General features: G+C 66.7%; 15 protein-coding genes. 6 read left to right on the forward strand and 9 right to left on the reverse strand.

Translation table 11 applies throughout. The features are described from left to right. Nucleotides 1-25: 25 nt before the first annotated feature. The 4 genes from C8J36_RS01670 to C8J36_RS01685 all read right to left on the reverse strand — a co-directional run bounded on the left by C8J36_RS01670 (nucleotide 26) and on the right by C8J36_RS01685 (nucleotide 3,495). Nucleotides 26-853: an anti-sigma factor gene (locus C8J36_RS01670; protein ID WP_132531924.1), complete on the reverse strand. Its 828-nt coding sequence runs from the start codon at nucleotides 851-853 to the stop codon at nucleotides 26-28. Between the two features lie 2 nt (nucleotides 854-855). Further along, nucleotides 856-1,344 carry a sigma factor gene (locus C8J36_RS01675; RefSeq protein ID WP_132531927.1) on the reverse strand — a complete coding sequence of 163 codons (489 nt, stop codon included), beginning with the start codon at nucleotides 1,342-1,344 and terminating at the stop codon, nucleotides 856-858. 176 nt (nucleotides 1,345-1,520) lie between these two features. Further along, nucleotides 1,521-2,429, reverse strand: coding sequence for a metallophosphoesterase (locus C8J36_RS01680; RefSeq protein ID WP_132531930.1), 909 nt, complete (start codon nucleotides 2,427-2,429; stop codon nucleotides 1,521-1,523). Between the two features lie 79 nt (nucleotides 2,430-2,508). After that, entirely contained in the window at nucleotides 2,509-3,495 is a 987-nt protein-coding gene (locus tag C8J36_RS01685) for a glutathione S-transferase family protein (protein ID WP_132531933.1), read from the reverse strand. Between the two features lie 270 nt (nucleotides 3,496-3,765). Between C8J36_RS01685 and C8J36_RS01690 the strand changes: the two genes are divergently transcribed. Together C8J36_RS01690 and C8J36_RS01695 are read left to right on the forward strand one after the other, a co-directional pair. Continuing rightward, complete coding sequence (locus C8J36_RS01690) at nucleotides 3,766-4,266, forward strand: N-acetyltransferase (RefSeq protein WP_062593315.1); 501 nt, start codon at nucleotides 3,766-3,768, stop codon at nucleotides 4,264-4,266. A gap of 133 nt (nucleotides 4,267-4,399) precedes the next feature. Continuing rightward, on the forward strand, nucleotides 4,400-5,266 hold the full coding sequence (locus C8J36_RS01695; protein WP_132531936.1) for an alpha/beta hydrolase: 867 nt from the start codon (nucleotides 4,400-4,402) through the stop codon (nucleotides 5,264-5,266). Nucleotides 5,267-5,271: 5 nt separating this feature from the next. Here C8J36_RS01695 and C8J36_RS01700 read toward each other — a convergent pair whose 3' ends face one another. From C8J36_RS01700 to C8J36_RS01715, 4 genes are read right to left on the reverse strand one after another with little or no spacing between them, the layout of a single operon-like run. Beyond that, nucleotides 5,272-7,353, reverse strand: a complete 2,082-nt coding sequence (locus tag C8J36_RS01700) for a hypothetical protein (RefSeq protein ID WP_132531939.1) — start codon at nucleotides 7,351-7,353, stop codon at nucleotides 5,272-5,274. Between the two features lie 40 nt (nucleotides 7,354-7,393). Further along, the gene (locus tag C8J36_RS01705; RefSeq protein ID WP_132531942.1) at nucleotides 7,394-10,279 is read right to left on the reverse strand and encodes a DUF4159 domain-containing protein; all 2,886 of its coding nucleotides are present in this window, start codon (nucleotides 10,277-10,279) and stop codon (nucleotides 7,394-7,396) included. Then, nucleotides 10,276-11,199 carry a DUF58 domain-containing protein gene (locus tag C8J36_RS01710; RefSeq protein WP_162242396.1) on the reverse strand — a complete coding sequence of 308 codons (924 nt, stop codon included), beginning with the start codon at nucleotides 11,197-11,199 and terminating at the stop codon, nucleotides 10,276-10,278. The genes C8J36_RS01705 and C8J36_RS01710 overlap by 4 nt, the downstream gene beginning before the upstream one ends. A 4-nt stretch (nucleotides 11,200-11,203) precedes the next feature. Next, entirely contained in the window at nucleotides 11,204-12,217 is a 1,014-nt protein-coding gene (locus C8J36_RS01715) for a MoxR family ATPase (protein WP_132531945.1), read from the reverse strand. Nucleotides 12,218-12,409: 192 nt separating this feature from the next. On the opposite strand from C8J36_RS01715, the gene C8J36_RS01720 reads away from it, so the two are divergent. The 3 genes from C8J36_RS01720 to C8J36_RS01730 are packed head-to-tail and all read left to right on the forward strand — an operon-like array spanning nucleotide 12,410 to nucleotide 14,982. Beyond that, nucleotides 12,410-13,045 carry a DUF1285 domain-containing protein gene (locus C8J36_RS01720; protein ID WP_132531948.1) on the forward strand — a complete coding sequence of 212 codons (636 nt, stop codon included), beginning with the start codon at nucleotides 12,410-12,412 and terminating at the stop codon, nucleotides 13,043-13,045. 24 nt (nucleotides 13,046-13,069) lie between these two features. Continuing rightward, nucleotides 13,070-13,726, forward strand: a complete 657-nt coding sequence (locus tag C8J36_RS01725; RefSeq protein ID WP_132531951.1) for a CoA pyrophosphatase — start codon at nucleotides 13,070-13,072, stop codon at nucleotides 13,724-13,726. After that, nucleotides 13,723-14,982: a CCA tRNA nucleotidyltransferase gene (locus tag C8J36_RS01730; RefSeq protein ID WP_132531954.1), complete on the forward strand. Its 1,260-nt coding sequence runs from the start codon at nucleotides 13,723-13,725 to the stop codon at nucleotides 14,980-14,982. Before C8J36_RS01725 ends, C8J36_RS01730 begins: the two co-directional genes overlap by 4 nt. 68 nt (nucleotides 14,983-15,050) lie before the next feature. On the opposite strand, the gene C8J36_RS01735 is transcribed toward C8J36_RS01730, so the two are convergent. After that, nucleotides 15,051-15,236, reverse strand: a complete 186-nt coding sequence (locus tag C8J36_RS01735) for a DUF1059 domain-containing protein (RefSeq protein ID WP_132531957.1) — start codon at nucleotides 15,234-15,236, stop codon at nucleotides 15,051-15,053. A 197-nt stretch (nucleotides 15,237-15,433) separates the two neighbouring features. On the opposite strand from C8J36_RS01735, the gene C8J36_RS01740 reads away from it, so the two are divergent. After that, the gene (locus C8J36_RS01740; protein WP_132531960.1) at nucleotides 15,434-15,901 is read left to right on the forward strand and encodes a DUF4168 domain-containing protein; all 468 of its coding nucleotides are present in this window, start codon (nucleotides 15,434-15,436) and stop codon (nucleotides 15,899-15,901) included. Nucleotides 15,902-15,962 lie beyond the last annotated feature (61 nt).

The raw sequence follows: 15,962 nt of genomic DNA on the forward strand, positions 1-15,962 counted from the left end.
GAAACGCCCCGGGGGTTTTTGCAACCTACATCACGTCGGCGATGGCGTCGGCGAGGTCCTTGAAATTGGCCGTCGCCGAAGGGCCGACGACGACATAGGCGGCGCCCGGCTCGTTCCAAGAGATCAGCGCAAGGTCGTCGCGCATGCCTTCCGTCATGCGGCCGCTGTCATCGGTGGTCGGCGAGCGCTGGAAGCAGATGGCGTAAACCTCGCCGTCCTCATCCTTGAACAGCAGTTGTGCCGTCGGCTTGCCCGCGGCTACCAGCAGGCGTGCGCCCTGGAATGTCAGCTTGCTTGCGCTGAGATCCGGGATGGTGAAGGCGACACCTGTGCTGGCGGTCAGCCAATTGCGGATCTCCTCGTCGTTCTCGGCGGTGATCTCGACCAGGTGACGCGGCTGGCGCGCATAGACCCGGTGAGCATCCGTGACATCGTCGAGCCAGGTGCGCGCCTTGACCACGGGCGCCGACGGCGTGTTGTCGTCGATGGTGCGGCCGATGAGGTATCCTGTGGAGCCGCCGATGAGAAGCATGCCGCAGGAGGCGGCGACGGCGCCGCGCCAGAGCTTGCGCCGCTGTCGCCGAGGCGCGCCGACCACGCGTTCCTGTTTCGGGTTGATATCCGTACCCTGGCGAATGCGACGGGCGAGCGACAGGGGCACGGGATCGTGCAGGACGGCCTCGAAGCCGGACGCGCCGAAGGCACTTCCCTGTTTCAGACGCTCGAGCAGGCGTCGGGCCTCGGCATCCCTTGCCAGAAGCTGGTCGATCTCCCGACGCTCGTTCTCGTCCACTTCGCCATCGAGATAGGCCGACAGCCGCGCCTCGATGGTGGGACTTTTCGTGTTCTGCAAGGTCAGGCCCTTCTTTCCGTCGTATCGGACGCCATTGCCGCCAGCCGCAGGCGTGCGGTCGCAAGCTTGTGCGCGACGACATCCGGCGCCAGGCCGAGGATATGGCCGGCGTCCCGGTAGTTTCTCTGCTCGACGGCCACCAGCAGGAAGGCGCTGGCGAGCCCCTCGGGCATCGCAATCATCATCTGCTGGAGGGCATCGCCGCTGGTCGCTCCGCCCGCAGAGGCCGAACCGACGCGGGGATCGGCCGCCACGCGCTTGCGACCGTTCGCCTCGTCCTGCAGGGTGCGCGCCAGGATGTACAGGGCATCTTCCAGCCGGCCATGACCGTTCCAGACCGGCTGTCGTCCGGTCGCTCTCTCGCAGACGGCCTGCACGAGATCGTCCGCCTGCAGGCCGTCGCGCGTCAGCGTCAGCGCGAAGCGCCGCAGTCTCGGCAGCAGACTGACGAGATCGCGGCTGATGTCGATCGATTCCTGTGCTGGACGCATGCTTTCACCTGCGGAGGTTTTGTTCGGAGCCTTGCCGTCTGCGCGTCTTGCGAGCGCCGGGCCGTCGGTTCCGCTTCGTCTAACCGAACAGATATGAAACCATCGCACGCCGCTTCGCAAGTCGAGCCACGGTTGTATCACGGTTTTTTGCCGATCACGATGTGGTGGATCGGTGTCTAGGCGAAGAACCGCGTGGTTTCCGCCAGATGCACGCCGCGGCCGGTGTCGTTCAGCTCGAAACGCTCCCGCAGAAGCTTCCAGTTTCCGGGGTTTCCGGAGATCGAGAAGAGGTTGAAGCCGGCCGGCGGCTTGGAACCGCCGGGGCCCTGCGACGCCGAGGCGATACCGACGACGGGGACGGGCAGTTTCTGGCCGCGCAGCGAATAGACCGTGTTGAGGTGGGTGTGCCCGTGCAGGACGAGCTCCGCACCGCCGGCCGAGATCGTGGCGCCGAAGCGGCGGATGCCGATCATGCGCTTGTGGGTCGGGGTCGCGCCGCGGATGGGCGGATGGTGGATCATGACGACGCGGAACAGGCCGGCTTCGCCCGCGGCGCGCAGCAGGTTCACCGTTTCGCGGGCCTGGCGACGGCCGAAATAGCCGCTGGCGGCAAAGGGCGGGGTCGCAAGCGCGGTCGAGCAGCCGATGATCGCGACATTGCCGCGGACGCGCATATAGGGGTAGCAGTGAAAGTCCTCGTCCCAGACCGCGGGCGCATCCTCGCCGCGCATGAAGGGATACCAGGCCTTCGTCGCCTTCTCGTAGGCACCCGGCACATAGGCGTCGTGATTGCCGGGGATGACCGAAATGTTGCGCGGCTCGCCGGCGTCCTGCAGCCAGGCCGTCACCGCCTCGATCTCCCGCGAGGAGGCGAGATTGACCATATCGCCGGTAATGGCGAGGTGATCCGGGTCGATCCGGTCGATCGCATCCATGACCGCGTTCAGCGTGTTTCCCGCCATATGGCTGCGCCTGTTGCGGTGCCAGTTGATGAAGCCGGTGATACGCTTCGAGGCAAGTTCGCGGATGGACAGGCTGGGAAGAGGACCGAGATGGATGTCGGAGATATGCGCAAGTTTGAACATGGGTTCTACCTAGCGCATATCACGGGAAAAGCTAACCGCTGCGGCACGCTTTTGCCACAATGCGGAACGCGATGAGGCGTTACGCGGCCGCCAGGCGCTCGCGGCCGTGCGGGCTGTCCAGATCGAGCAGCGGCCCTTCCGGCACGATGCCGGTCGGGTTGATGGTCTTGTGGCTCTCGTAATAGTGATGCTTGATGTGGTGCAGATCGACCGTGCCGGCAACGCCGGGCGTCTGGTAGAGGTCTTTCAGATAGGCCTGAAGGTTCGGATAGTCCGCGATGCGGCGGATGTTGCATTTGAAATGGCCGACATAAACCGGGTCGAACCGCACGAGCGTCGTGAACAGCCGCCAGTCCGCTTCCGTCACGCGGTCGCCGAGCAGATAACGCCGGGTCGACAGCCGCGCCTCCAGATCGTCGAGCGTCTCGAAAATGGCTTTCACGCTCTCGGCATAGGCGTCCTGCGTGGTGGCGAATCCGGCCTTGTAGACGCCGTTGTTGACCGTATCGTAGATGCGCGCGTTCACCGGATCGATCTCGCTCTGCAAATCGCTCGGATAGAGGTCGAGCGTCGAGCCGGTCAGGCCGTCGAACGCCGTGTTGAACATGCGGATGATGTCGGCGGATTCGTTGGAGACGAGCTTGTTCTGCGCCTTGTCCCAGAGAACGGGAACCGTGACGCGGCCGGAGTATTTCGGGTCGGCCCGCACGTAGATCTCCGAAAGAGCCTTGGCGCCGAAGAGATGATCCTGCGTGTCGCCCGCACGCTCCCCGAACTCCCAGCCTTTCGCCAGCATGAGATAATCGACGACCGAGACGGAGACGAGGTCTTCGAGACCTTTGAGAGCCCGGACGATCAGCGTGCGATGCGCCCAGGGACAGGCGAGCGAGACGTAGAGGTGGTAGCGTCCCGCTTCCGCCTTGAAGCCGGCTTCGCCCGTCGGGCCGGCCGCGCCATCGGCCGTCACCCAGTTGCGGAACTGCGATTCGGAGCGCTTGAAATGCCCCTTGGTCGACGCGGTGTCGTACCAGACGTCGTGCCAGATGCCCTCGACCAGCATGCCCATGGATGGCTTCCCTCGGTTGTTGCGGTGTCTTCGATGCCACACAAGATAGGAGACCGGCAACCTCGGCATAGGCGCGCCGCGGTGAACGCTGCGTTTTCACTTGGTGATGCGTTTTTTTTCTGCTATCGGCGCACCAGCTTTTTCTCGAAAGACGTGAACATGCATTTTGCAGGAAACCCTCGACGACGCTGATGACCATGCTTTCCGGCATGCGCGGTCTTGCGCTGTCGTTCCCCATGTCTCGTTCGCCAATCGGGTTTCCCCATGTTCATGCACAAGCACGACCTCGTCTATCTGACGGAAGATGCCTCCCACGACGCCGCCATCGAACTGATCAACGAGGAGGCCTTCGGCCCCGGCCGTTTCGCGCGCGCGGCTGCCCGCATCCGCGAGCAGGGGCCGCACGACCGGTCGCTGTCCTTTATCTGCGCCGACGACGGGGAGACGATCGGTTCCGTGCGGATGACCCCCGTCTCCGCCGGTCCGGTCGCCGCCCATCTGCTGGGACCGCTGGCCGTGCGGCCTTCCCACAAGAACCGGGGGATCGGGCGGGAACTGGTTCGGATCGCGGTGGAGGCCGCCCGGCGCAAGCGGTCGGAAGCCGTCATTCTCGTCGGCGATGCTGCCTACTACCAGCCGCTCGGCTTCGAGCCGGTCTCGCGCGGGGCGCTCCTGTTTCCCGGTCCCGTCGATATGGCGCGGGTTCTCGTGGTGCCGATCGGCGCCGACATTCATGCGCGGCTTGCCGGCGAAATCCGTTGGCGCGGCTGAGAGAGCACGCGTCTGCGTTTCTCTGTGCCAGCCGCTCCCATTGTCGGGGCTCGCGTAAACGTTCCTCAATGTTGTGCGGCTAGGTTTACGCGGTGTCCGGACCCCGTGCCGGGCGGAGCCAGGGTGCGCGTTCATGTCCGGTCTGAAAAGTCTCGTTCTCGCGTTCCTCGTCTTCATGCTCGGCTATCTCGGGGTCGCCGGCGACGAGCGCTGGTACCGCTTCAACCCGCCGCCACCTTTGCCGCGGGCCGATGACAGCGGCTTTGCCGCGGTCAACGGTATCCGCATGTCCTATGCGGTCTACGGCAAGGGCAGGGGATCGCCGATCCTGCTCATCCATGGCGGCATGGGGAGCGCCGATGTCTGGGGCTTCGAGGTGCCGATCCTTGCGAAGACCCATGAGGTCATCGTCGCCGACAGTCGCGGCCATGGCCGGTCCACCCGCACGGATGCGCCCTTCACCTATCATCTCATGGCGGAGGATTATGTCGCGCTGCTGGATGCGCTGAAGATCGAGCGGACGGCGCTGGTCGGCTGGAGCGATGGCGGCATCATCGGTCTCGATATCGCGCTCAACCATCCGGAGCGGTTGACGAAGCTGTTCGCGCAGGCCGCCAATGTCTCGCCGGACGGGCTTCTGCCCCAACCGCGCTTCTCGCTCCAGCAGCCGGACGGAAACCGCGACGAGACGGATTACCGGCGGTTGTCCGCGACGCCCGACGATTTTCCGGCATTCCGGGCCGCCATTGCCAAGCTCTGGGCGACCGAGCCGCGCTACTCCGAGGCTGAGCTGAAGAGCATCCGCGTGCCGACCCTGATCGCGCTCGGCGATCACGACGAGGCGGTGAGCCGTGCGCATTCCGAATATATCGCCCGCACCATTCCCGGCGCGCGCTTCCTGCTGCTCAAGGATGTCGGCCACAAGGCGCTCTATCAGGATCCGGTCGGCTACTGCGCCGCGGTGATTGCCTTCCTCGACGGGCGCGGGCCGAGCACCTGAACCCGTTAGCGGCCCTCGCGATACCAGGTGCTGGAGAGGACGAGCACTAGGGCTGCGAGGCCGAGGAAGCCGGCAAAGAGCGGCAGGGAATTGACCCCCTTCAGCACGGTTTCATCGGTCATGCGCAGCGACATCCGATTGGCGTCGGCGACGCGAACCTGACCGCGCACGGGCAGAATGGCCGGGATATCGATGGCGCCGGAGGCATCGGCCACGCGGTGGACGAGACCCTTCGTCTTCTCGGCCCAGGGCGCCAGCAGCTCTTCCGTCGATACGGTCGCCTTGAATTCCGGCGCATCGACGCTGCCGACGTGGACGAGCGTGGTCAGATCACCGTTCGCCACCTCGAACAGGCCCGTTTCCGCAGTGCGCACGTCGGCGCGGTAGAGACCGGGCTCGCGTTCCGTCAGGCCCACATCCAGCGTGCCGCCCGAGGGCAGGGTGAGGCGGGCGGTGCCGGGATCGCCGGCGATGGTCTGGCGGGTGATTTCGAGCGTCCGGCCGCTGGCGCGTGCCGTCAGCGCTTCCTCTTCGAGCGCCGGTTCCTGCATCAGCCAATGCGCCGTGCGGCGATAGAGCGACACGCTCGGACCGCCGCCTTCGAAACCGCGTGCCCAGAGCCAGCCCTGGTCGGACAAAAGCATGGCGACGCGGCCCTTGCCCACACGGTTCAGCACCAGCAGCGGCTTGTTGTCGGCGCCCTGCATGATCGTCTGCCCCTCGGGCGGATCGACATCCACGGTGCGGAACCAGCGGCCCCAATGCGGCGGCTCGCTGTTTGCCCCTTCGAGCCCGCGCGTCACGGGATGCTTGCGACCCTCGTCCGTCAGCCTCGGAAAGAAGGCCTTGTCGTTCATCTGCCCGGTCGGGCTGGCGGGAAGGACGGCGGAGAGGGGGGTCGTCGCGATCGAGTCGGCGCCCGCATGTTCCGGGCCGGCGGCGATCAGCAGGGCGCCGCCGTTTTCGACATATTGGGCGATGTTGTCGTAATAGATGATCGGCAGCACGCCGCGGTGCTGGTAGCGATCGAAGATGATGAGGTCGAACTCGTTGATCTTCTCGATGAACAGCTCGCGGGTCGGAAACGCGATCAGCGACAGTTCGTTGATCGGGGTGCCGTCCTGCTTTTCCGGCGGGCGCAGAATGGTGAAATGCACCAGATCGACCGAGGCGTCCGACTTCAAGAGGTTGCGCCAGGCACGCTCGCCGGAGTGCGGTTCGCCCGAGACGAGGAGGACGCGCAGGTTCTCGCGAATGCCGTCGAGCACGTGGACGGCGCGGTTGTTCGCCCCGGTGACCTCGCCGGCCAGCGGCGCGACGGCAAATTCCAGAATGTTGTTGCCGCCGCGCGGCACGGTGAAGCGGAAGGGGATGTCGGTGCCGGGCTCCGCCTGCTGCGTGGCGATCTCCTGCCCGTTGAGGCTGACGGTGACTTCGGCGGTACCGGACGGCGTGCGGCCGTCGTCGATGACGCGGAAGGTCACGGCCTGTTCCTCGCCGACGATGCCGAAGCGGGGGCCGCTGATCACCTCGATCCGACGATCGAACTCGTCGGGCTGGCCGGTGATCAGGCCGTGGATCGGGGCATCGAAGCCGAGCGGCTGATTGATGTCGGGCACGTCGTGGATCTGGCCGTCGGTGATGAAGATCGCGCCGCCGACGCGGGCCGGGGGGACATCGGAAAGGGCATTCGACAGCGCCGAGAACAGGCGTGTCGAGGGCGTCTCGGTGTCGGCATCGTCGGCGGCTTCGACGATCCGCGGCTCGATCTGCGGGAAGCGTGCGAGGCGCTCCTTCAGCGTCGTCAGCGCCTGGTCGGTCATCGCCCGCCGGTTGGCAGCACCCTCTCCGACATCCTGGCTCTGGCTGCGATCGACCACGACGGCGACGATGGTGGACAGCGGCTCGCGTTGCTCCTGGAAGAAGACGGGATTGACGAGCGCAAGGCAGAGCGCGGCCAGCGCCAGCGCCCGCAACACGGCACCCCGCACGCCGCGCCACAGCGACAGGGCGACGAGCAGGGCGGCGAGGATCGACAAGGCGATCAGCACGGCCTGGGGAACGAGGGGCGAAACGTCGATGGTCATCTGTGGGCCTTCACTGATCGGCCTTCACGGGCCAAGCCGTTCACTGGCCAAGCCGTTCGAGCAGGGCCGGAATGTGGACCTGGTCGGCCTTGTAGTTGCCGGTGAGCATATACATCATGATGTTGACGCCCGAGCGGAACGCGTATTCGCGCTGCATCTCGTCCGGCGGCACGGTCGGCAACAAAGGTGCACCATTGTCGTCCGTCGCCCAGGCGCCGGCCAGATCGTTGCCCGTGATCATGATCGGCGAAACGCCATCGCCCGAGCGGGCGGGACGCTCCGACGGCTCGCCGTCATTGTGCGGCTGCGCCTCGATCCACAGAGGGCTGCCGGTATAGCGGCCCGGGAAGGATGAGAGCAGGTAGAACGACTTGGTCAGCACGTTGTCGGTCGGCACGGGTTCGAGCGGGGGAATGTCGAGATCGGCCAGGATCGCCTGCAGGCGTTCGGTGTTCGGACTGGTGCCGGAGGCGGCCGACAGGGAAGAGAGCTGGTCGCGCGTGTCGAACAGCACGGTTCCTCCGGCGCGCATATAGGCGTCGATCCGGCTGATCGCGGCAGGGCTCGGCATGTCGGCATTGGCGGAGATCGGCCAGTAGATCAGCGAGTAGAACGACAGCTCGTCCTTGGAGATATCGAGGCCGACCGGCGCGCCGGGCTCAAGCGTCGTGCGATAGGTGAGGAATTCGGTCAGGCCCGCAAGCCCGCGCTCGGAGATGCGATCCACCTCGCTCTCGCCGGTGACGACATAGGCCAGATGCGTGTTGTCGAGATGGCTGAGGATCTCCTCGTCGCCGGGCCGGGTGTCGTCGAACGGCCCTTGAGCGGGGGCCGCCTGTGTCGGCGGCGTGGCTTGCGCCTGGGCCTGTGTCTGGGCCTGGGCCTGGGCGGGCTGCGGCGCGAGCGCAGCGGCGCCAAACCAGATCATGCCGATCGCCAGCATGGCGGTTGCGGTCCTCAGCCGGTTCGGACGCGCGAAGGTGCCGGCCATGAAGAGGACGATCAGCGTGTCCAAGAGCAGAAGGATCAGCGCGGCGGTGAAGAGGGCCGGTTTCATCGACCAGGCCTCGCTGCCGATCAGGGCTTCGCTCGTATAGGGCATCGGCAGGTTGGTGCTTTCGATCGGACGCAACGTCGCGTCGCGGGGCAGGAGGTTCAGGGCGACGAAGCCTTCCTCGGAGCCGTACAGGCCGGGCGGATGCTCTCCATCGGCCACGGGCGTCACGCCCGCGGCGATCTCCAGCGGACGCGCGCCGCCGGTCTCGGTGACGAGCGTGCCATCGGCATTCATCAGGCGATAGGGCGGCAGGGCCTGTGCCGAAGCGCTGCCTTCGCTGGTGACGCCGCCGCTGCGCGACAGCTGCACGACGCGGCGCAGCATCTCCACGAAATCACCCGAGATCGGCAGGTTCGACCAGGTCGCTTCCGCGCTGACATGGAAGAGCACGATGCGCCCGGCGCCCAGCGTGCGCGTGGTGACGAGGGGGGTGCCGTCGGCAAGGCTTGCCCAGGTGCGCTGCGAGAGATCGGCCGTGGGTTCGGCCAGTACCTGCCGGTTGACGGTGATGCCTTCCGGGCGCGGCATGCCGGCAAAGGGACTGGTGGCGGGGTAGGGCGCAAGCGGCTGGGGCTCCGACCAGGAGAGCGTGCCGCCCAGCGCGCGTTCGCCCTGGCGCAGGCGCACGGGCACCAGGGGATCGTCCGCAGGGGCCGCGGCAAGGCGTGGACCGGCAAAGCGCACCAGCGTGCCGCCGTTCTCGATCCAGCGCGTCATGGCCGGCGTGGTCTCCTCCGGCAGGCGGCCGATATCGGCCATGATGACCATCGAGGGCTTCTGCTCGAGAAGCTGCGGCAGCGCGACGGCCAGATCGTTCTCCGTCGGCTGCACGAGGTCGGCATAGGGCGCCAGCGCGCGGTTGATATAGTAGAGCGGCGAAAGGAGCGGCTGCGACTGGTCGCGCGCTTCGCCCGAAAGAAGCGCCACGCGCCGGCGACGAAATCCGTCGTCCAGAAGATAGGTGCTGCCCGCCGTCGCGAGGCCGTCGATGCCGATGCGGGCGAAATCGTTGCGCAGTTCGAAGGGCGCGGTCAGGGTGCCGGAGGCTGTGGCCTCGCCTGCGGGGAAGGTGATGCTGCCGTTCGAAATGGTCCGGCCGCGCGTGTCGAAGGCGGTCAGGGCGATCGTGCGGGGTGCCGCAGTCTGAAGGCGCGTCGCGGTGATCCGCATGGCGTCCGCCTCATTGACGGCGCCGATCAGGGCGATCGCATCGCCGCCATCGCCCGCGATTAGTCGCAGGCTTTGCGGAGACAGGCCCGCCAGGTCGCGCATCACGGTGTCGTCGCCGGAAACGATCCCGTCGCTGATAAAGGCGAGCGTGCCGGGGCGCGTGCCGTCGAGCCCGGTGCGCAGGGCGGCAACCGCCTGGGCGCGGTTGGGGCGCAGCGGGCGCGGGGCGGCGGCGGCAAGCCGGGTCCGGGCCGCGGTGGCCGTGCCCGGCACGCCGTCATTCTCCGGCTCTGCCGTCAGCACGAGGGAGACCGGCACGTCGGCGGCTTCGGCCTCGGTGATCAAGGCATCCGCCGTGCGCACGCGGCGCTCCCAGTCGGTTGCGGTCGCCCAGCCATTGTCGATGACCAGCGCCAGCGGTCCGGCGGACGACAGCGTTCCGACCTTCGGATTGACGACGGGATCGGCGATGGCGAGGATGATCAAAGCCGCCATCAGCATGCGCAATGCCGTCAGCCACCAGGGGCTCTTGGACGGGGTCTCCTCGCGTTTCAGCACGCTGGCGAGAATGCGCAGCGGCGGGAAGGCTTCGGTCACGGGCTTGGGCGGCGTCAGCCGCAGCAGCCACCAGATCGCCGGCAGCGCGACGAGGGCGGCAAGCATCAGCGGGCTGGAAAAGACGAAGGGCAGGACGCTCACAGCTGGCCTCCATGCGTGGCGCGTCCGGGCATGCCGGAGAGGTGCATGTGCACGGCGACGAGCGCTTCGGAGGCCAGATGGTCGGTCCGGTGCGGAATGAAGGTCCAGCCCATGTGGCGAAGGGACTGGCCCAGGCTGTCGCGGCGCGCGAGATAGGCGCGGCGATAGTCCTCGGCGAGGATTTCGGCCCGGCCGGCGGTCAGCTTTTCCCCGGTTTCCGGGTCCGTAAACTCCGTGCGGCCGGCATAGGGAAAGGTTTCCTCGGCGGGGTCGGCGACCTCGATGACATGGCCGCGCATGCCGCGCCGGCCGAGAGGGCCGAGGCGCTCCATGATGGCGGGGGCGGGATCGAGAAAATCGCCGATCAGCACGAGATCGCTCCAGCCGCGGATCATGCCGGTTTCCGGCAGGCCGGAGGAGAGGTCGCTGTGGATCAGCGCGGTTGCGAGCCGCTCGGCCGCATTGCGCGCGGACACCGGTTCCATGACGCCGGGGCAGCCGATGCGCTCGCCCGAGCGGGCAAGGATCTCGGCCAGGGCCAGCATGAGCACCAGCGCCCGGCTTTCCTTCGACACGGTGCCGAAGCGCGACTTGTACATCATCGAGGGCGACAGGTCGGCCCAGAGCCAGATCGTGTGGGCGGCCTCCCATTCGCGGTCGCGGACATAGGTGTGGTCGTCGCGGGCGGAGCGGCGCCAGTCGATGCGCGACAGGCTTTCGCCATCCGAATAGGGGCGGAACTGCCAGAAATTCTCGCCGATGCCGCGCCGGCGGCGGCCGTGCCAGCCGGAGATGACGGTGTTGGCGATGCGGCGGGCTTCGACCATGCAGTCCGGCACGAGGGCGGCCCGGCTCTGGGCCCGCGAGAGAAGCTCACCGGAGGGCGTGCGATCGACGATGTGCCCGACGGCGTTCACCATCCGGTCAGGCCTTGAGGGTCTTGACGAGGCCGGCGATGACGTCGCGCACCGACATGCCTTCGGCGCGGGCGGCGAATGTCAGCGCCATTCGGTGCTGAAGCACGGGCTCGGCAAGGGCCGCGATGTCATCGACCGAGGGCGCAAGGCGGCCGTCGTACAGCGCGCGGGCGCGGGCCGTCAGCATCAGCGACTGGCCGGCGCGCGGGCCGGGACCCCAGGCGACGTGACGGTCGGTATCGGCATTGCCGTGGCCCGGGCGGGCGGAGCGCACCAGCGTCAGGATGGCATCGACCACGGTTTCGCTGACCGGCATCTGACGGATGAGATTCTGGATGCCCATCAGCTGCGGCGCGTCGAGCACGGCTTTGACGCTGCTTTCATGGGTGCCGGTCGTTTCCAGCAGGATGCGGCGTTCGGCGGCAAGCTCGGGATAGTCCACATCCACCTGCATCAGGAAGCGGTCGAGCTGGGCTTCGGGAAGCGGGTAAGTGCCTTCCTGCTCCAGCGGATTCTGGGTGGCGAGAACGTGGAAGGGCCGCGGCAGGTCGTTGCGCTGGCCGGCAACCGTCACGTGATATTCCTGCATGGCCTGAAGCAAGGCCGATTGCGTGCGCGGGCTGGCGCGGTTGATCTCGTCGGCCATCAGGAGCTGGGTGAAGATCGGGCCCGGCACGAAGCGGAACGAGCGGCGACCGGTGTCGTCCTGGTCCATGACCTCGGAGCCGAGAATATCGGACGGCATCAGGTCGGGGGTGAACTGGACGCGGTTGCTGTCGAGGCCGAGCACGGTGCCGAGCGTGGTGACGAGCTTGGTCTTTGCAAGCCCGGGCACGCCGACGAGCAGCGCGTGGCCGCCGGAAAGGACGGCGAGCAGGGTCTGCTCGACCACGCTTTCCTGACCGAAGATGACCTTGCCGACTTCCGTGCGGATGACGGCGATGTCGGCCAGCGCCTTTTCAGCGGCGGCGACGATCGCCTTGTCGTCGAGCGCGGCGTCCGCCGTGTTCATCAGTCCCATCGCTCAACTCTCCGATCGCCCGGCGCCCGATACGACCCTGATCCGAACGGGAATTTCGAATCGCATCCGCGCCTGTTCCGTGTTCCATTTCAAACTAGCTATCACCTTCAGGCTGACAAGCCATGTGCAGCGCACTATCTCGTGAGGCTCAGTCTGATAAAATGCAAGATCAGGGGCAAACGGGACAGAACGATGGCAGCGGCGAAAACGGACGACACGAGCGATGCAGCCGGTCTCGCGGCGATGATCGCGCGGGCGGCGGGACAGGCCGTCACCATCGAGGGTGCGGCGCCCCGCGGCGTGGCTCCGGTGGAGCGCTGGAACCCGCCCTTCTGCGGCGATCTCGACATGGAAATCCGCGCTGACGGAACGTGGTTCTACATGGGAACGCCGATCGGCCGGCCGGCGCTCGTCCGCCTGTTCTCCACCGTTCTGCGCAAGGACGAGGACGGCAAGACCTATCTGGTGACGCCCGCCGAGAAGGTCGGCATCCGCGTGGTGGATGCGCCGTTCCTCGCGGTCGAGATGACGGCGACGCAGCGCGACGGCGTGCCCGTCCTGTCGTTCCGCACGAATGTCGGGGATGTCGTGGAAGCCGGTCCCGAGCACCCGTTGCGCTTCGAGATGGCCGGAGAGCATGCCGAGATGAAGCCCTATCTGCATGTCCGCGGACGGCTGGAGGCGCTCGTGTCGCGGGCCGTCACGTACGATCTCGCGGCGCTCGGCGAAGAGATCGAGATCGACGGCGTGCCGACCTTCGCGGTGCGCTCCGGCGGCGCTGTCTTCCCGATGATGTCGGCGGAAACGCTCGCGGCTCTTGCGGAATGATCGCGGCTGGACGATGACGCTGTCATGACGGATGCCACCAACGCCACCTCGGCCATCACCGATTTTTCCGCTGCAGCATTCCGGAGCCGCGCGACAGCGCAGCGCGGCGGACCGATCGATCTTGCCTGGCGGGATCACGCCGACATTCTGCTCAATCCCGATGTCGTGCCGTATATCGAGACGCTGTCGCTCCGGGATGCCGCGGTTCTCGTGCCGGTGGTGGATGACGGCGCGGATGCCGGGGTCATCTTCACCGAGCGGACGACGACGCTGCGCAAGCATTCCGGGCAGATCGCCTTTCCCGGCGGTTCGGTCGATCCCGAAGACCGATCGGTCGAGGATGCGGCGCTGCGGGAAACCGAGGAGGAGATCGGCCTCGATCGCGCCTTCATCGAACCCGTCGCGCGGCTGCCGCATTACATGGCGCTGTCCGGTTTCCGCATCACGCCGGTGCTCGCCATCGTGCGCCCCGGCTTTACGCTGTCCCTGAACCCGGACGAGGTCGCGGGCTCTTTCGTCGTGCCGCTGTCGTTTCTGATGAATCCCGACAACCACGCGGTCGATAGCGGCCACTGGAAAGGCGCGGAGCGGCACTACTATTCCATGCCCTATGAGGGGCACCGGATCTGGGGCATCACGGCCGGCATCGTCCGGATGCTGTATGAAAGGCTTTACGCATGACCGCTGCCACACCATCCGTTGCAGATCAGCCCTGGTTCCAGGCGCCGGCGCTGCGCCGCATCTTCGACCTCCTGAACGCGGATGGCGGCGAGGTCCGGGTGGTGGGCGGCGCGGTGCGCAATGCGTTGATGGGTGCCGAGGTCAGCGAGGTCGATCTGGCGACGACGCTGCCGCCCGACGCGGTGACCGAGCGGGCCAGGGCGGCCGGCATCAAGGTGGTGCCGACCGGCATCGCGCATGGCACGGTGACGCTGGTCCTCGACGGTGTGCCCTTCGAGGTGACGACGCTGCGCCGCGACGTGTCCACGGACGGCCGGCACGCCCAGGTCGCGTTCGGAACGGACTGGGCGGTGGACGCGGCGCGACGGGACCTGACGATGAACGCGCTTTATGCGACGGCCTCCGGCGAGGTGATCGACCTCGTCGGCGGGATCGCCGACATCGAAAAGGGCATGGTCCGCTTCATCGGCCCGGCCGCCGAGCGGGTCGCGGAAGACTATCTGCGCATTCTTCGGTTCTTCCGGTTCTTCGCCTGGTACGGCTCCTTCAGGCCGGATGCGGACGGTTTGCGCGCCTCGGCACAAGCGAAGGCGAAGCTCTCGACGCTCTCGGCGGAGCGGGTGTGGGCCGAACTCAAGAAACTGCTGTCGGCGACAGACCCCGGCCGGGCGCTGTTGTGGATGCGGACCTCCGGCGTTCTCACGGAAATCCTGCCGGAAAGCGAGAAATGGGGCATCGACGCCATTCCGGGGCTGATTGCGACGGAGCAGGCTCTGGGATGGCCGGTCGATCCTTTGCTGCGCCTGGCGGCCATGGTTCCGCCGGATGCGGAGCGGCTGGAGGCCATGGCCTCGCGGCTGCGTCTCTCCAAGGCGGAAGGTGCGGTGTTGCAGGCATTTGCACAAGCCGGCGCGATCAAGGACGGAATGGCGGAGTCAGCGCTCGACCGGCTGCTTTATCGTCAGGGGGCAAGCGGCGTGGTGTTTCGCCTGAAGCTGGCGCTCGCATCCGCGCGGCAGAAGGCGGACACCGACGGGGAGGCGATGGCGACCGTCGCCCGCCTCGGGCGTCTGCTCGACCGCACGCTTGCCTGGAAGAAACCGGTATTTCCCGTGAGCGGCAGTGACCTGATCGCAAGCGGAGTTTCGCCGGGTCCGGCGATGGGGCAGAAGCTTTCAGAGCTCGAAGAGGCCTGGATCGCCTCGGGTTTCCGCGAGAGCCGGGAAAACCTGCTCGCGCGCGTCACGGGCGAATAGCCGGTCTCGAATGGGCTGGGTCGCGCGAGCCGCAGGCCGGATGCCTGCGGCGCTGTTGCTGGCCTTATTCAGGCCGCCTTCGTTTCCTCGACGATCCGCGACTTGATGTTGTCGATCATGTTTTCGCGGATCACGCTCTCACCATGGGCCTGGCGCAGATGCTCCACGCTTCGCCGCACGATCTCGGCGTCGTTGTCGGCCCGCGTATGCCAGTCGCAGCCGGGGACCAGCGCACCACATTCAAACAGTCTCATTGTTTCCTCCTGTTCTTATCCTCCTGCCGCCCCCGCCTTTCAACGCAGAGATGGCATTGGCAAACACGCAAGACCGGCGAATGGTTCCGGAAACGGCCTTGCCGTCACATTCTCGCCAGGTGAATTGGCGAGAAGGGGCGCGGGCTGAGAAACGCAAAGGAAGCTTCTGGCTTCCCGGAAACACGGAAGGACAATGAATGATCAACCGCCCCACGACAACGTTCCGCACCAGGACCGTCTCCACCCCCGTCGCCTCGCTGACGGCCGCGCTCCTCGGGATCCTCGTCGTCCAGTCGCCGGCCTTTGCGCAGGGTGCGGCCGAACCGCAGGCGACGCAGCCGCGCACCCCGTCTGCCGGAGCCACGCAGGTTCCAGCGCCGCAGGCCGCGATCACGGACGAGAAGCTCAAGGCCTTCGCCGTCGCCTATCTTCAGGTCGACAAGGTGCGGCAGGACTACACCCAGAAGATCGGCACCACGACCGATGCCGCAGCAAAGCAGAAGCTGCAGAACGAGGCCAACCAGCAGATGATCAAGGCGGTGGAAACCTCTCCCGGCATGTCGCTAAACGACTACAAGACCATCATCACGGCGGCGCAATCCGACCCGACCGTGGCGCGCAAGGTGCAGGAAAACCTGCAGAAGAGTCCGGCTGCTGCCGACTGATCGCGCATTCGAAGCGGTCCGGCCGACAGGCCGGGCCGTTTGTCCTCAGGACCGGAAACCC

Source organism: Rhizobium sp. PP-F2F-G48 (assembly GCF_004342335.1).
Lineage (GTDB): Bacteria > Pseudomonadota > Alphaproteobacteria > Rhizobiales > Rhizobiaceae > Ferranicluibacter.

Excerpts from the sequence above, each read along its gene's own strand:
- C8J36_RS01675 (WP_132531927.1), bottom strand. The coding sequence starts at position 1,344 with ATGCGTCCAGCACAGGAATCGATCGACATCAGCCGCGATCTCGTCAGT.
- C8J36_RS01725 (WP_132531951.1), top strand. The coding sequence starts at position 13,070 with ATGACGGATGCCACCAACGCCACCTCGGCCATCACCGATTTTTCCGCT.
- C8J36_RS01690 (WP_062593315.1), top strand. The coding sequence starts at position 3,766 with ATGCACAAGCACGACCTCGTCTATCTGACGGAAGATGCCTCCCACGAC.
- C8J36_RS01720 (WP_132531948.1), top strand. The coding sequence starts at position 12,410 with ATGGCAGCGGCGAAAACGGACGACACGAGCGATGCAGCCGGTCTCGCG.
- C8J36_RS01695 (WP_132531936.1), top strand. The coding sequence starts at position 4,400 with ATGTCCGGTCTGAAAAGTCTCGTTCTCGCGTTCCTCGTCTTCATGCTC.
- C8J36_RS01735 (WP_132531957.1), bottom strand. The coding sequence starts at position 15,236 with ATGAGACTGTTTGAATGTGGTGCGCTGGTCCCCGGCTGCGACTGGCAT.
- C8J36_RS01680 (WP_132531930.1), bottom strand. The coding sequence starts at position 2,429 with ATGTTCAAACTTGCGCATATCTCCGACATCCATCTCGGTCCTCTTCCC.
- C8J36_RS01740 (WP_132531960.1), top strand. The coding sequence starts at position 15,434 with ATGATCAACCGCCCCACGACAACGTTCCGCACCAGGACCGTCTCCACC.
- C8J36_RS01685 (WP_132531933.1), bottom strand. The coding sequence starts at position 3,495 with ATGGGCATGCTGGTCGAGGGCATCTGGCACGACGTCTGGTACGACACC.
- C8J36_RS01710 (WP_162242396.1), bottom strand. The coding sequence starts at position 11,199 with ATGGTGAACGCCGTCGGGCACATCGTCGATCGCACGCCCTCCGGTGAG.
- C8J36_RS01715 (WP_132531945.1), bottom strand. The coding sequence starts at position 12,217 with ATGGGACTGATGAACACGGCGGACGCCGCGCTCGACGACAAGGCGATC.
- C8J36_RS01700 (WP_132531939.1), bottom strand. The coding sequence starts at position 7,353 with ATGACCATCGACGTTTCGCCCCTCGTTCCCCAGGCCGTGCTGATCGCC.
- C8J36_RS01730 (WP_132531954.1), top strand. The coding sequence starts at position 13,723 with ATGACCGCTGCCACACCATCCGTTGCAGATCAGCCCTGGTTCCAGGCG.